Annotated in this window: 12 protein-coding genes; 5 read left to right on the forward strand and 7 right to left on the reverse strand. The window is 70.8% G+C overall.

Annotation, left to right across the window (positions count from 1 at the left end; genetic code table 11):
- Positions 1-56: 56 nt before the first annotated feature.
- Entirely contained in the window at positions 57-1,838 is a 1,782-nt protein-coding gene (locus AB0959_RS11130) for an SDR family oxidoreductase (RefSeq protein WP_366826068.1), read from the reverse strand.
- 337 nt (positions 1,839-2,175) lie between these two features.
- Between AB0959_RS11130 and AB0959_RS11135 the strand changes: the two genes are divergently transcribed.
- The 5 genes from AB0959_RS11135 (at position 2,176) to AB0959_RS11155 (ending at position 6,081) form a co-directional block, all read left to right on the forward strand.
- On the forward strand, positions 2,176-3,174 hold the full coding sequence (locus tag AB0959_RS11135) for an ABC transporter ATP-binding protein (protein WP_366826210.1): 999 nt from the start codon (positions 2,176-2,178) through the stop codon (positions 3,172-3,174).
- Positions 3,164-4,093, forward strand: coding sequence for an ABC transporter permease subunit (locus AB0959_RS11140; RefSeq protein ID WP_366826069.1), 930 nt, complete (start codon positions 3,164-3,166; stop codon positions 4,091-4,093). The genes AB0959_RS11135 and AB0959_RS11140 overlap by 11 nt, the downstream gene beginning before the upstream one ends.
- On the forward strand, positions 4,090-5,001 hold the full coding sequence (locus tag AB0959_RS11145) for an ABC transporter ATP-binding protein (protein ID WP_366826070.1): 912 nt from the start codon (positions 4,090-4,092) through the stop codon (positions 4,999-5,001). The genes AB0959_RS11140 and AB0959_RS11145 overlap by 4 nt, the downstream gene beginning before the upstream one ends.
- Before the next feature lie 10 nt (positions 5,002-5,011).
- Positions 5,012-5,731, forward strand: coding sequence for an ABC transporter permease (locus AB0959_RS11150; RefSeq protein ID WP_366826071.1), 720 nt, complete (start codon positions 5,012-5,014; stop codon positions 5,729-5,731).
- Positions 5,732-5,823: 92 nt separating this feature from the next.
- Complete coding sequence (locus tag AB0959_RS11155; RefSeq protein ID WP_366826072.1) at positions 5,824-6,081, forward strand: hypothetical protein; 258 nt, start codon at positions 5,824-5,826, stop codon at positions 6,079-6,081.
- Between the two features lie 678 nt (positions 6,082-6,759).
- Here AB0959_RS11155 and AB0959_RS11160 read toward each other — a convergent pair.
- From AB0959_RS11160 to AB0959_RS11185, 6 genes are all read right to left on the reverse strand, one after another.
- Complete coding sequence (locus AB0959_RS11160) at positions 6,760-7,578, reverse strand: HAD family hydrolase (RefSeq protein WP_366826073.1); 819 nt, start codon at positions 7,576-7,578, stop codon at positions 6,760-6,762.
- Entirely contained in the window at positions 7,575-8,852 is a 1,278-nt protein-coding gene (gene serS / locus AB0959_RS11165; protein WP_366826074.1) for a serine--tRNA ligase, read from the reverse strand. The genes AB0959_RS11160 and serS overlap by 4 nt, the downstream gene beginning before the upstream one ends.
- Positions 8,853-9,617: 765 nt before the next feature.
- Complete coding sequence (gene pheA / locus AB0959_RS11170; protein ID WP_366826075.1) at positions 9,618-10,553, reverse strand: prephenate dehydratase; 936 nt, start codon at positions 10,551-10,553, stop codon at positions 9,618-9,620.
- 119 nt (positions 10,554-10,672) lie between these two features.
- Entirely contained in the window at positions 10,673-12,097 is a 1,425-nt protein-coding gene (efeB, locus tag AB0959_RS11175) for an iron uptake transporter deferrochelatase/peroxidase subunit (protein ID WP_366826076.1), read from the reverse strand.
- An 8-nt stretch (positions 12,098-12,105) separates the two neighbouring features.
- A complete protein-coding gene (locus tag AB0959_RS11180) occupies positions 12,106-14,307 on the reverse strand; it encodes a copper resistance protein CopC (protein ID WP_366826211.1) in 2,202 nt (733 codons plus the stop codon).
- A 23-nt stretch (positions 14,308-14,330) separates the two neighbouring features.
- Positions 14,331-14,771: a copper chaperone PCu(A)C gene (locus tag AB0959_RS11185; RefSeq protein WP_366826212.1), complete on the reverse strand. Its 441-nt coding sequence runs from the start codon at positions 14,769-14,771 to the stop codon at positions 14,331-14,333.
- Between the last annotated feature and the right edge of the window lie 2 nt (positions 14,772-14,773).

A 14,773-nucleotide genomic window follows, 5' to 3' on the forward strand; every position in this document is an offset into this window, starting at 1 on the left:
GCGAGGTGCCGGACTCCCGCACACGCTCGTGCGGCGTACGGCGACTCACGGACCGCTCACAGTGGTGGCTCCAGACGTGCGATCGCGTGCAGTGTCCTCGGCGCGAAGCGGGACAGAAGGCGGCCGCCGCGGGCCTCCGGGGTGACCGGGACGACGGCCTCGTCGTGCACGACGGCGCGCAGGACGGCGTCCGCGACCTTCTCCGGCGGGTAGTTGCGCAGTCCGTACAGTCGCGCCGCCTTCTTCTGGCGCCGCTTCTCCTCGTCGGCGTCGACGCCCGCGAAGCGCGCGGTGGAGGTGATGTTGGTGTTGACGAACCCCGGGCAGATCGCCGACACACCGATGCCGTGCCCTGCCAGCTCCGCGCGCAGGCACTCGCTGAGCATCAGGACGGCCGCCTTGGAGGTGCTGTAGGCGGGCAGTGTCTTCGACGGCAGGTACGCCGCCGCCGACGCGGTGTTGACGATGTGGCCGCCCTGGCCGCGCGCCGCCATCTGCCGTCCGAAGAGCCGGCAGCCGTGGATCACGCCCCACAGGTTGACGTCGAGGACCTTCCTCCAGTCCTCGGAGGTGGTGTCGAGGAAGGACCCCGACAGCCCGATGCCCGCGTTGTTCACCAGCACGTCCACCACGCCGTACTGCGTGGCGACCCTCTGGGCGAGCTTCTCCATGGCCTGCTCGTCGGAGACGTCGACCTGTTCGGCCCATGCCTCGGGAGCGCCCGCCGGCCGGCACAGCTCCGCCGTACGGGCCGCGCCCTCCGGGTCCAGGTCGACGGCCACCACGCGTGCCCCGGCCCCGGCGAAGGCGAGGGCGGTGGCCCGCCCTATGCCGCTGCCCGCGCCGGTGACCAGCACCAACTGCCCGCCGAACCGGTCGGCGTACTTCCCCGTGCCCGCCGACAGGGGCCTGCCGGCCTCGGCGGCCGTCACGAACTCGGTGATCCAGGTGGCCAGCTGATCGGGGCGCGTACGCGGGATCCAGTGCCTGGCCCGGAGCGTACGACGGGTCAGTCGCGGGACCCACTTCTCCAGCCCGTCGTAGAGCCGCTCGGACAGGAATGCGTCCTCCAGGGGCGTGATGAGCTGTACGGGCGCGTGTGCGTAGGCGTCGTCACGCGGTCGAGACAGCCGGGCCCGGACGTTGTCCCGGTACAGCCACGCACCGTGCGCCGCGTCCGTACCCACCGAGGGGGCCGGGTAGTCGCCCGCCGGGAGGTTCTCGGCCCGCCGCAGCATCCGGGGCCACCGCTTGCCGAGCGGGCCGCGCCAGGCCAGCTCGGGCAGGTGCGGAGCGTGCAGCAGGTAGACGTACCAGGACCTGGCGCCCTGGCCGAGGAGCTGGCCCGCCCCGCGCGGCGTCGGACGCTTCACGCGCTGCTTGATCCAGTGCCCGAAGTGGTCGAGTGACGGCCCTGACATCGACGTGAAGGAGGCGATCCGGCCCTCGGTGCGCCCGATCGTCACGAACTCCCAGCCCTGCACCGAACCCCAGTCGTGCCCCACCAGGTGCACGGGCCGGCCGGGACTGACCGCGTCCGCGACCGCCAGGAAGTCGTCCGTCAGCCGGTCCAGGGTGAACCCGCCGCGCAGCGGCCGCGGAGCCGTCGAACCGCCGTGCCCGCGCACGTCGTAGAGGACGACGTGGAAACGGCCGGCCAGGCGCGGCGCGAGTTCGGACCACACCTCCTTGGTGTCGGGGTAGCCGTGCACGAGGACAACCGTGGGCTGTCGTGGGTCGCCGAGTTCCGCGACGCACAGCTCGACATCACCCGACCGCACCCGGCGCCGGCGCGCGCCGGCGAGGCCGCCGCCCGGCGCCTGTCCCCTGTCGCTCATGCGTGTCCCTTCCCGGCTCGGCGCCGCGAGTGGTCGAAGAACACGAACGGTGACGTCCTCGCTCGCGGCCGCCTTTGACTGCGCTACGTGTCCGTAACGTGACACCGCCGAATGTGACAATGGTCGGCGGCTGCGTCAATAGCCGTGCGGGCGCCTGTGGACAACTCACAGCGGTCTGGCGGACACACGGCCCCGTCGACGAGGCCCGTTGGCGAGGCCAGGTTGTTCGACCTCAGGGTGACCCTTACGGGCCCGTAATACTCGAGAGTGACTCACAGACAGCTCTGCGGGGTGACGACCGGCTGTGGTCCGCGCCACTAGCGTCGAAGGCGTGACTGTGATCGCGACCGAAAGCCTGAGCAAGCGGTTCCCGAGGGTAACCGCGCTTGACCGGCTCTCCGTGGACGTCGGGCCCGGTGTGACCGGACTCGTCGGAGCCAACGGGGCCGGCAAGTCCACACTGATCAAGATCCTGCTGGGTCTGTCCCCCGCCACCGAGGGCCGCGCCGAAGTGCTCGGACTCGACGTCGCCACCCAGGGCGGCGCCATCCGCGAGCGGGTGGGGTACATGCCGGAGCACGACTGCCTGCCGCCCGACGTCTCGGCCACCGAGTTCGTCGTGCACATGGCCCGCATGTCCGGCCTGCCGCCCACCGCCGCGCGCGAGCGCACCGCGGACACGCTGCGCCACGTCGGCCTGTACGAGGAGCGGTACCGCCCCATCGGCGGCTACTCGACGGGCATGAAGCAGCGTGTGAAGCTCGCCCAGGCCCTGGTCCACGACCCGCAGCTGGTCTTCCTGGACGAGCCGACGAACGGCCTCGACCCGGTCGGCCGAGACGACATGCTCGGCCTGATCCGCCGCATCCACACGGACTTCGGCATCTCGGTCCTGGTCACCTCCCACCTGCTGGGCGAGTTGGAGCGCACCTGCGACCACGTGGTCGTCGTCGACGGCGGCAAGCTCCTGCGCTCCAGCTCGACCACGGACTTCACCCAGACCACGACCACGCTCGCGATCGAGGTCACCGACACCGACGAACACCCGGACGGCACCCGGGTGATGCGCGAGGCGCTCCACGCGCGCGGCGTGGAGACCCACCAGGGCGACGGCCTCCCCGGCGCGGGACACATCCTCCTGCTCACCGCGCAGGGCGAGGAGACATACGACCTCGTGCGCGACCTGGTCGCCGACCTCGGCCTCGGCCTGGTCCGCATGGAGCAGCGCAGGCACCACATCGCGGAGGTCTTCAAGGACGACGAGCGGGCGGACGTCCCGGCGGGCACGCCAGGCACACCGGGCGCACGGAAGGAGGCGGTCGGCCATGGCGGTTGAGCAGCCCCAGGCACAGGCGCAGGCACAGGCCATGGCACCCGCGGGTGAACAGACCCGCATCCACGACATCGGCTACCGCAACTACGACGGCCCCCGGCTGGGCCGCGCCTACGCCCGTCGCTCCCTCTACTCGCAGACCCTGCGCGGCGCGTACGGGCTGGGCCGCTCGGCCAAGTCCAAGGTCCTGCCGATGCTGCTGTTCGTGGTGATGTGCGTCCCCGCGCTGATCATGGTCGCGGTCGCGGTCGCCACGAAGGCGAACGACCTGCCCGTCGCCTACACGCGCTACGCCGTCATCATGCAGGCCCTGATCGGACTGTACGTGGCGTCCCAGGCACCCCAGGCCGTCTCGCGCGACCTGCGCTTCAAGACCGTCCCGCTGTACTTCTCACGCCCCATCGAGACCGCCGACTACGTGCGCGCGAAGTACGCGGCGCTGGCCTCGGCTCTGTTCATCCTGACGGCCGCGCCGCTGCTCGTGCTCTATGTGGGCGCGCTGCTGGCGAAACTCGACTTCACCGATCAGACCAAGGGATTCGCACAGGGACTCGTTTCCGTGGCACTGCTCTCGCTGCTCTTCGCCGGCATCGGCCTGGTCATCGCGTCGGTCACCCCGCGCCGCGGCTTCGGCATAGCGGCCGTGATCGCCGTACTGACCATCTCCTACGGCGCGGTGTCCACCCTCCAGGCCATCGCGGACGCCCAGATGAGCAGCGGAGCCATCCCCTGGATCGGCCTGTTCTCCCCCATCACGCTCATCGACGGGGTGCAGACCGCCTTCCTGGGCGCGAGCTCGTCCTTCCCCGGCGCGGTCGGCCCCGGCACCGGTGAGGGTGTCGTCTACGCCCTGGTCGTCCTGGGCCTCATCGCCGCCAGTTACGGCCTCCTGATGCGCCGCTACAAGAAGGTGGGACTGTGACCACGCTCTCCATCGACCATGTCTCCCGCTGGTTCGGCAACGTGGTCGCCGTCAACGACATCACCATGACGGTAGGCCCCGGCGTCACCGGGCTGCTCGGCCCGAACGGCGCCGGAAAGTCCACCCTCATCAACATGATGGGCGGCTTCCTCGCCCCCTCCACCGGCTCCGTCACGCTCGACGGCAAGCAGGTCTGGCGCAACGAGCAGATCTACAAGCACATCGGCATCGTTCCCGAGCGGGAGGCGATGTACGACTTCCTCACGGGCCGCGAATTCGTCGTGGCCAACGCCGAGTTGCACGGCCTCGGTGAGAAGGCCGCCCAGCGGGCCCTCGCCACCGTCGAGATGGAGTACGCGCAGGACCGCAGGATCTCGACGTACTCCAAGGGCATGCGACAGCGCGTGAAGATGGCGAGCGCCCTCGTGCACGACCCGTCGCTGCTCCTGCTCGACGAGCCGTTCAACGGGATGGACCCGCGTCAGCGGATGCAGCTCATGGACCTGCTGCGGCGCATGGGCGACGAGGGCCGCACGGTGCTGTTCTCGTCCCACATCCTCGAAGAGGTCGAGCAACTCGCCGCCCACATCGAGGTGATCGTCGCTGGTCGGCACGCGGCGAGCGGTGACTTCCGCCGCATCCGCCGCCTGATGACCGACCGCCCGCACCGCTACCTGGTGCGCTCCAGCGACGACCGTGCCCTGGCGGCCGCGCTGATCGCGGATCCGTCGACCTCGGGCATCGAAGTCGACCTCACCGAGGGCGCGTTGCGCATCCAGGCCGTCGACTTCGGCCGCTTCACCGCGCTGCTGCCCAAGGTGGCCAGGGACCACGGCATCCGCCTGCTGACGGTCTCGCCGTCGGACGAGTCCCTCGAGTCCGTGTTCTCGTATCTGGTCGCGGCGTAGGAGGCCGAAGATGTACGACCCCACAGTCGCCCGACTCACCTACCGGGCCCTGCTCGGCCGCCGTCGGGCCCTCATTCTTGGCGCGCTGCCCCTGTTGCTGATCGTGATCTCGGTGGTCGTGCGCGGCTTCAGCGGCGCAGACGACCAGGTGGCCGCGGACGTGCTCGGCGGGTTCGCGCTCGCCACGATGGTGCCGCTCATCGGCGTCATCGCGGGAACGGGCGCGATCGGACCCGAGATCGACGACGGCTCGGTGGTGTACCTGCTGTCCAAGCCCGTGAAGCGCCCGACGATCATCTTCACCAAACTGATCGTGGCGATCGCTGTGACGATGGTCTTCTCGGCGGTCCCGACCCTCGTCGCGGGCCTGATCCTCAACGGCAACGGTCAGCAGATAGCGGTCGCGTACACGGTGGCGGCCCTGGTCGCGTCGATCGCGTACGCGGCGGTCTTCCTCCTGCTGGGCACCGTGACACGGCACGCGGTCGTCTTCGGACTCGTCTACGCGCTCGTCTGGGAGGCCCTCTTCGGCTCCCTGGTGTCGGGTGCGCGCACGCTCAGCGTCCAGCAGTGGGCCCTGGCGGTCGCCCAGAAGGTCGCGGGCGGGGATCTCGTCACCTCGGACGTCGGGCTGCAGACCGCGGTGATCCTGCTGGCCGCGGTCACCGCGGGAGCGACCTGGTACGCGGGTCAGAAGCTGCGGACGCTGAAGCTCGCCGGGGAGGAGTGACCGGGCTTCCGGGGCGTTCCCGGTCTTGACCGTGGCTTCACACGTGTCCGGGCACACTGGGCAAAGGGGATGGACGACCAGGAGGATCGGGGATGGCAGCGGAGGAGTCGAGGGGCGAGGCCGAGGCGGCCTCGGGATCCGGTCCCGGGTCCGGTGACGTCTGGAGCGATGTGGTTCTCGACGAGGACTTCATACGGTCCGCGGAGACGTCCGAGCCGTCCGCACGGGCCCGGATGCTCGCCGCCCGCTGGCGCGACCAGGCCCCCGATCCTCAGCCCTGGCGGTCCGACGAGCCGCCCGCGGGCTGGTTCTTCAGCAAGGCGCGCCGACGGAAGTGGCGCCGCCGGTAGAGGTGAGGCCGGTAGGGGTGAGGCCGGGTCAGGCCACGGGCGGCCGGGCGGCGGAGTTCCGATCGGCTGAGCACTGGCCGAGCAGATCCTGGCCGGCCGGGCCCTGGCTGACCGGGGTTCAGCCGACCGAGTCCTGGCCGGACGGGGTTCAGCCGCCAGGGTCCTGGCCGGCCCGGGCATAGGCGATCGGGACGTGGCCGACCGGGACGTGGCCGATGGGGGCGTCGTTGATCGGGCCCTCGCCGACTGGCCCTTGCCGACTGGGCCCGGCCCGGCCGGGTGTCGGCCGGGAGCTTTGGGGCGCTGGGTGGCGGTTTATTCGGTGGCGTCCGACTTGGTGCGACAGGCACAGTGGATCTGTTCCCGACGCCGGTGTGAGCCGGCGTCACGATCTGGGAGCGGGGTCAGGCGCGTCCTGCGCCGGGCTCCCGGCAGGGCAGCCCGCGGTGGGTTCCGGAGAGCCATCTCTTCGTCGAGCCCGTTCCGCACGGGGGAGCTGCCCGGGGCGGCCGCTTCGAGCGCGCGATCCCGCGCGGGCCGCCCCACCCGGGCTTCGCCCCTGTGGCTCGGCGGACTTGGATCCGCCGGGCCACAGCGGTGTCTCCCACGAAACCGGTCTCCCACGAAACCGGTGACGCGCCCGGGACGCCCGGGCCTCCCGCTACGGCCTGTTGCGCCCTAGCCCAGCAATCGCTCCAGGACCACCGCGATGCCGTCCTCCTCGTTGGAGGAGGTCACCTCGTCGGCGACGGCCTTGAGTTCCTCGTGGGCGTTGGCCATGGCGACGCCGTGTGCCGCCCAGGCGAACATGGGGATGTCGTTGGGCATGTCGCCGAAGGCGAGGGTGTCGGCCGCGCGGAAGCCGAGGCGGCGGGCGGCCAGGGACAGGCCGGTGGCCTTGGTCAGGCCGAGAGGGAGGATCTCCACGATGCCCTCGCCCGCCATGACGACGCCCACCAGGCCGCCCGCGACCCGGCGGGCCGCGTCGGCGAGTTCGTCGTCGGAGAGGGTCGGGTGCTGGACGTACACCTTGTTCAGGGGGGCGGCCCAGAGGTCCGCCGGGTCGCGGATCGGTTCGTAGGGCAGGGGGCCGTCGTGGACGCGGTAGCCGGGTCCGACGAGCACCTGGCCGTCCAGGCCGTCACGGCTCGCGGCCAGCAGCAGGGGACCGACCTCCGCCTCGATCTTGGCCAGGGCCAGCGTCGCGAGCTGCCGGTCCAGGGTCACCGAGGTGAGCAGCCGGTGCTCCCCCGCGTCGTACACCTGGGCGCCCTGGCCGCAGACCGCGAGACCGCGGTAGCCGAGGCCGTCCAGGATGTGCTTCGTCCACGGCACCGCGCGTCCCGTGACGACGATGTGCGCGGCGCCCGCCGCCGTGGCGGCGGCGAGTGCCGCACGGGTGCGCTCCGAGACCGTCTCGTCGGAGCGCAGCAGCGTCCCGTCGAGGTCGGTCGCGATCAGCTTGTACGGGAGGTCGTGGGAAGCGGCCTCGCTCACTTGGCTACCGGTTCCAGGACCTCGCGGCCGCCGAGGTAGGGGCGCAGCACCTCGGGCACCCGCACGGAGCCGTCGGCCTGCTGGTGGTTCTCCAGGATCGCGACGATCGTGCGCGGGACGGCGCACAGTGTGCCGTTCAGCGTCGCCAGCGGGCGGACCGTCTTGCCGTCACGCATGCGGATCGACAGCCGGCGGGACTGGAACTCGGTGCAGTCCGAGGTCGAGGTCAGCTCGCGGTACTTGCCCTGGGTCGGGATCCAGGCCTCGCAGTCGAACTTCCGCGAGGCCGAGGAGCCCAGGTCACCGCTCGCCACGTCGATCACACGGAAGGGCAGCTCCAGCGACGTCAGCCACTGCTTCTCCCACTCCAGCAGACGCTGGTGCTCGGCCTGCGAGTCCTCCGGGGCGACGTACGAGAACATCTCGACCTTGTCGAACTGGTGGACCCGGAAGATGCCGCGCGTGTCCTTGCCGTGCGAACCGGCCTCGCGGCGGTAGCACGGCGAGAAGCCGGCGTAGCGCAGCGGGAGGCGGTCGGCGTCGAGGATCTCGTCCATGTGGTACGCGGCCAGCGCCACCTCGGACGTGCCGACCAGGTAGAGGTCGTCCTTGTCCAGGTGGTAGACGTCCTGGGCGGCCTGGCCGAGGAAGCCGGTGCCGGCCATCGACTGGGAGCGGACCAGCGAGGGGGTCAGCATCGGCGTGAAACCGGCGGCCGTGGCCTGCGCGATCGCCGCGTTCACCAGGGCCAGCTCCAGCAGGGCGCCGACGCCGGTGAGGAAGTAGAAGCGCGAACCCGAGACCTTCGCGCCGCGCTCGACATCGATCGCGCCGAGGATCTGGCCCAGTTCCAGGTGGTCCTTGGGCGCGAAGCCCTCGGCGTCGAAGTCCCGGATCTCACCGAGCGTCTCCAGCGTGACGAAGTCCTCCTCGCCGCCGACGGGCACGTCGGGGTGGACGAGGTTGCCGAGCCGGAGGAGGAGCTCCTGGGTCTCGGCCGCGGCCTCGTCGCGCTCGGCGTCGGCGGCCTTGACGTCGGCGGCCAGCTGGCTCGCCTTCTTCAGCAGCTCGGCCTTCTCGTCGCCGGAGGCCTTGGGGATCAGCTTGCCGAGGGCCTTCTGTTCGGCGCGGAGCTCGTCGAAGCGGACGCCGGACGACCTGCGCCGCTCGTCGGCAGACAGGAGGGCGTCGACGAGCGCGACGTCCTCTCCACGGGCGCGCTGCGACGCACGCACACGGTCGGGGTCCTCACGGAGCAGGCGAAGGTCAATCACCCCTCAAGGCTACCGGTGCACGGTTCCGGCCCACGACTCGGAATTGCAATACGCGACTTTTGTGGGCTCTTGCCCGGTATTTCGATCCCTGTAAGAGCCGCTTCGGAGCGTCAATCAAAAGGAGATCGGCACCCTGAAAGGAGGCGGGGTGGGTGGCTCGGGTTGACTCTATTTCCTTGCGGGAAGCGGCACTTGGGATCGGCTGTCCACAGGGATCCACAGCCCCGGGAAAGTTATCCACAGGCTGTGCGAAAGATCTGTGGATTTCGATGGTGATCATTTCGAGGGTGGTGGGCGAACCGGATAATTCCCGGCTCAAACCATCTTCATACCTACTTTCGAGTGGAAACGGGTCGCTCCAAAGGATTGCCCGAGGGAAACAGGTGGACGAAGGGTGATGTAGCGGGCTGTGGGCGAAGTGGGGGTCCATAGGGAGATTTGTCGACCGAGCGGCACTGCCTTGTCGACTTGTCCCCAGGTCGAGACGCTGGCCTGTGGATAACTTCTGTGGACGGAGAAAATCGGCAGGTAGGACCGGTTGTGTGGGCCTGTGCACAACCGGAATCGCCCCCTCTCGGAAGCGGCCTGGAGGTGACCTGAAAGCGGCGTTCAGTCGGCCGTGGGGTGGCCCTGGGGGTTGTGTCGGCGAATGTGGGTGGGTGTGGGCGAGCTGGGGTGGGCGACGGCCGGTCGCGGGTCGGTCGGTGGCCAGTCGGTGGCCCGACGATGGCGCGTCGGCGACCCGTCGGCCAACCCCTTGGTGGGCTAGAACCTGCCGTCCTGGCAGCGCGCCACCCAGTCCGCGGCCGTGACGAACTCGGTGTCCGACGTCCCCGGCAGGGGGACGCGGACGTCCTTCACGGTCGCGTCCGCGCGCGGGTACGACCCGAGGTAGCGCACCTCCAGGCAGATCCGCTTGAGCCCCATCAGGGCCTCCGCCACACGCCGGTCGGAGATGTGCCCTTCGGCGTCGATGGCGAAGCAGTAGTTCCCGATGCCCTGGCCGGTGGGGCGGGACTGCAGCAGCATCAGGTTGACGCCCCGCACGGCGAACTCGCCCAGCAGGTCGCGCAGCCCACCGGGGTGGTCGTCGCGCTGCCAGATGACCACCGAGGTCTTGTCCGCACCGGTCGGCGCCGCCGGGCGGGAGGGGCGGCCGACGAGGACGAAGCGCGTCTGGGCGTTCTCCGCGTCGTGGATCCCGGTCTCCAGGGCCTCCAGGCCGTACCGGGCCGCCGCGAACTCTCCGGCGAAGGCGGCGTCGTACCGGCCCTCCTGGACCAGCCGGGCGCCGTCCGCGTTCGACGCGGCCGACTCCCAGACGACGTCGGGCGGCAGGTTCGCCTTCATCCAGTTGCGGACCTGCGGCTGGGCGGCGGGATGCGCGGTGACCGTCTTGATCTCCGAGATCTTCGTCCCGGGCCTGACCAGCAGGCCGAAGGTGATCGAGAGGAGCACCTCGCGGTAGATCATCAGCGGGGCGCCGGCGACCAGCTCGTCGAGGGTGGTGGTGATGCCGCCCTCGACGGAGTTCTCGATCGGTACGAACGCGGCCTCGGCCTCGCCGTTGCGGACGGCGTCGAGCGCGGCGGGGACGGAGACCATGGGGACGAGCTCACGGGTCGCCGTCTCCGGCAGTGTGCGCAGGGCGACCTCGGTGAAGGTGCCCTCGGGACCGAGGTACGCGTAACTGGCTGGCATGGCCTCACCCTAATGGGCCTTGCGGAACCCGGCGTACGCTTCCCGCCCTCACCACCCCTGAGAGCGATGCACGGGCACGAGGGTGCCGGGGGTACCGCGGGGGTTCCGGGGGTGTCGCCTCACCCCTCCAGCAGCCGTTGTCCCACGTACTCGCCCTCCGCGGCCCCGCCCGGCACCGCGAACAGGCCGCTCGACTCGTGGCGGACGAACTTCGACAGGGCGTCCCCCCGGTCGAGCTTGCGCTGCACCGGGACGAAGCCGCGCAGGGGGTCGGCCTGCCAGCAGACGAAGAGCAGGCCCGCGTCGGGCATCCCGTCCGTGTCGATCCCGTCGTGGAAGGAGAAGGGGCGGCGGAGCATGGCCGCGCCGCCGTTCTGGTCGGGGCGCGTGATCCGGGCGTGGGCGTTGATCGGGATGATCAGCCTGCCGTCGGAGCCGGTCTTCTCCAGGTCCGGCTCGGTCGTCTCGCTGCCGCCGGTCAGGGGTGCGCCGGTGGACTTCTTCCGCCCGATGACGTCTTCCTGGTCCCTCAGCGAGAGCTTCTCCCAGTCGTCGAGGAGCATGCGGATACGGCGTACGACCGCGTAGGAGCCGCCCGCCATCCACGTGGGGTCGCCGGAGCCGGACGCGGGCACGAAGATGCGCTGGTCGAAGTCCTTGTCGGTCGGCTTCGGGTTGCGGGTGCCGTCGATCTGGCCCATCAGGTTGCGGGCCGTCATGGGCCGGCCGGTGGCTCCCGGGGAACGGTTGAAGCCGTTCATCTGCCAGCGCACGCGTGCCGCGCTGCCCGCGTCCTTCTGGATCGCGCGCAGGGCGTGGAAGGCGACCAGCGCGTCGTTGGCGCCGATCTGCACCCACAGATCGCCGTCGCTGCGGGCCTTGTCGAGGTGGTCGGAGGAGAAGTCGGGCAGGGGGTCCAGAGAGTCCGGACGCTGCTTCTCCAGCCCCGTACGGGCGAAGAAGCCGTAGCCGAATCCGAAGGTGACCGTCAGGGACGAGGGTCCCGCGTCGCGCGCCACGTCCGTGTCGTCCTGTGTGGACGCTTCGCCCGCCATCAGCCGCCGGGCGGTCTCCGACCAGCGGCGCAGCAGGGCGGACGCCTCCTTGCGGCCCGCGCCCGCGGCCAGGTCGAAGGCGACGAGATGCCCGCTGGCCTGGAGAGCGGTGGTGATTCCGGGCTGATGTTTCCCGTGAAACATCACCTGGTCGGCTCCCACGGAGCTGAGCGGGGCGGTCTTGTCGTCCGAGGGCGCCGCCGCGTATCCGGCGGCGCCGCCCACGGCGCCGAGCGCGAGCCCGGTCGCCCCGGCGGTGCCCAGCAGACGCCGCCGCGAAATGGCCCCCTCCGAGGGAGCCCCCTGGAGAGGCACCCGAGGCACCTCCTTCGGGGAGCTCGTGGAGCCCGCAGAGCCTGGGGCACTCTTGGCGCCCGCAGGCCCTGCAGTGCCCGCAGTGCCCGCAGCGCCCGTAGCGCCCGCAGCGCCGGTAGCGTCCGCGGAACCCGCTCCCGGCGCGGGAGCCTCGGGTGTGGACTGGTCAGCCATGGTGTGGTTCAGCCGATCTGCGCGTTCTTGGTGACGGTCGCCTGGTCGATGTCGGACGTCCGCACGGTGACCGCGATCTCCCAGTTGCCCGCCATGGGGATCTGCACCCCCGCGGCACTCCAGTGTCCGGTGGCGACGCGGTCGGGGGCGACCGGCAGCGGACCGATGTCCTTCGCCTTGAGCGTGAAGGCGACCTTCACCTCGGGGACGTCGAAGACCCTGCCGTTGGGCCGCTGGATGTAGACGTGCATCTCGTTGGGGCCCACGGTCGCGGGGTCCATGTCGACCCGTACGAGCCCCTTGCCGTCCTGGCCACCCGTGTCGAACGGAATGTCCAGGGCCAGCGCTCCCGAGTCCCCGGCCACGTCGGACTGCTGTGCCGCGGACGTGGCCGCCTTGGCCTCCTCCACGGTGCGCCCGGGCTCGGTCGACGTCAGCACGGTCGTCACGGCCAGCAGGACGACGGCCACGCCCGTCTCGGCGAGCACGGATCGGCGCAGTCCCGCGCGCCCCGGATCGGCGTCCCGGATGCGCTTCTCGCGCGCGGTGGCCATGGCGGCCCGCTGCCGGGCGAGTTGGGTGGCGCGCTCGGGGTCGCCGGAGTCCTGCCCGGAGGCTCCCGAGTCCGCGGTTTCCCTGTCCTCGACCTCGACCTCGTTCTTGACCTCGTTCTTGACCTCGTTCTCGCCCTGGTTCTCGTTCTCATCCTCCGGGTCCGGGGCGGAGTCCTCCAGCGTCGTGGTCGAAGCCTTGGCGTCCCCACCCGCGGCGACAGCCGTACGGGCACCGCTCGTCCGCTGCGCCGTCGCTCCGGTCACCACGGAGGCCGGGGAAGCCACGTTCTCCGCCGGTGTGTCCGCCAGCCTGTCGGTCCACCGCCGGGAGATCCACGCGATGCCCACGAGCACCGCGACGAGTCCGATCTTCACGAGCAGCAGCTGTCCGTACGAAGTGCCGGTCAGCGCGGACCAGGAGCCGAGCTGGCGCCACGACTGGTAGACGCCGGTCGCCGCCAGCACGAGCACGCTGGTGAACGCGACGCGCGAGAACCGACGTACGGCCCCCGCCTCGATCGGGGCCTCGGCGGGCGCCCGGAACAGTGCGACGAGCAGCGTCGCGAGCCCGCCCAGCCAGGTGGCGACCGCCAACAGGTGCACCACGTCGACGGGCATGGATATCCCGGTCTGGATGCCGGTCGAGGCGTGCTCGGCCATGGCCCAGCTCGCGGCCAGGCCCGCCGCCACCACGCTCCCGCCGATCGCGAGCCCGAAGGTGAGGTCCTTCTTGTAGGCGGACGGTTCGGCGTCGCTGTCGTGTTCGGCGTCGCTGTCGCTGTCCCTTTCGACGTCACCGTCCGGCTCGGCGCGGTCGTCCGTTTCGGCGTCACCGTCCCCTTCGGCACCGGCGAGGCTCTCCTCGGCATCGTCCCGTCGCGCGTACGCCCCGAAGAGCACCGCGATGAACAGCGCCGCCGCCGCGAGCAGCAGCAGCCGGGACACCAGCGCCGCGCCCGCCTTGGTCTGCAGCACGGTCCCGAGCAGGCTCAGGTCGAAGATGTCACCGACCTTCCCGGACCCGGTGTACGAGCCGCGCAGCAGCAGCATCGCGAGCGTGGCCGCGGTCAGCGTGAGCCATCCGGACACCACGAGCCGCTGTACGGGCCGTACCGCCGCGCCTCGCTGCCAGCAGGCGAGCACGAAGGCGGCGCCGCCGACCAGGAGGATGAAACCGGCGTACGCGGCATAGCGGGCGAACCCGTAGAGGCCGCCGACGAGCCCGCCGCCCGCCGTCTGCTCGGGCACGGCGGCGGTGGTCTTCGAGGGCGCGCCCACGGAGAACGTGAACGCGCCGGAGACGGGGTGGCTGTCCGCCGAGACCACCTGGTAGGTGACGGTGAACGTGCCGTCGGGCAGCCCCGAGTGCAGCTCCACCCCGTAGCTGTTGCCGCCCAGGTCGGACGTCTTGCCGGTGTCGACCTCCTTGCCCTTGGGGTCGTACACCCGTACCGAACCGTCGGACATCGCGACCTTCTCGGAGAAGGTCAGCGACACCTTGGACGGCGCCTCCTTGACCACCGCGCCCTGCTGCGGGTCGCTCCCGGTCAGTGCGGCGTGCGCGGAGACCGGCGCGGCGCCGGCGAGCAGGACGCCGGTCACGGCGACGAACAGCAGCAACAGCGCCCGGACACGGGGAGCGATGGCCTGCCTCAGGGGGCTCAACGGTGGTCCCTCCCTCACTGGTGCGATGCCGAAGCGGGCTGGTACGTGGCCGACTTCACCGGCATCTCGACCTTGACCGGATCGGTCTTCGCGAAGTGCAGTTCCACGGACACCGTCTCGCCCTCCTTCGGTTTGCGCTTCAGCTTCTCGAACATCAGGTGCGTGCCGCCGCTCCGCAGGACGAGCCTGCCGTGGGCGGGGATACCGCGGTCGTTGCTGCCGGCGCTCTCCATCGTCTGCCCGGACGTCGTGTGGATGGTGACGTCCTGAGCGATGTCGCTGGTGACGGACCGGAGGGTGTCGGGGGTGTCGCCGTCGTTCTCGATGACCAGGTAGCCGGCGGCCATCGCGGCGGTGACCGGCTGCGGCATGTAGGCGGAATCCACCTTCAGAGCGGTCCCCTCGCTCCCCCCGCTGTCGTCGCCGCAGCCGGCGAGGGTGAGTACGGCGGCCATGG

The sequence above is a fragment of the Streptomyces sp. NPDC046862 genome (assembly GCF_040704615.1).
GTDB lineage: Bacteria > Actinomycetota > Actinomycetes > Streptomycetales > Streptomycetaceae > Streptomyces.

What these genes read in the sequence shown, in the direction of transcription:
- AB0959_RS11130 (WP_366826068.1), bottom strand. Translation starts at nt 1,838, where the DNA reads ATGAGCGACAGGGGACAGGCGCCGGGCGGCGGCCTCGCCGGCGCGCGC.
- AB0959_RS11140 (WP_366826069.1), top strand. Translation starts at nt 3,164, where the DNA reads ATGGCGGTTGAGCAGCCCCAGGCACAGGCGCAGGCACAGGCCATGGCA.
- AB0959_RS11150 (WP_366826071.1), top strand. Translation starts at nt 5,012, where the DNA reads ATGTACGACCCCACAGTCGCCCGACTCACCTACCGGGCCCTGCTCGGC.
- AB0959_RS11155 (WP_366826072.1), top strand. Translation starts at nt 5,824, where the DNA reads ATGGCAGCGGAGGAGTCGAGGGGCGAGGCCGAGGCGGCCTCGGGATCC.
- pheA (WP_366826075.1), bottom strand. Translation starts at nt 10,553, where the DNA reads ATGCCAGCCAGTTACGCGTACCTCGGTCCCGAGGGCACCTTCACCGAG.
- efeB (WP_366826076.1), bottom strand. Translation starts at nt 12,097, where the DNA reads ATGGCTGACCAGTCCACACCCGAGGCTCCCGCGCCGGGAGCGGGTTCC.
- AB0959_RS11185 (WP_366826212.1), bottom strand. Translation starts at nt 14,771, where the DNA reads ATGGCCGCCGTACTCACCCTCGCCGGCTGCGGCGACGACAGCGGGGGG.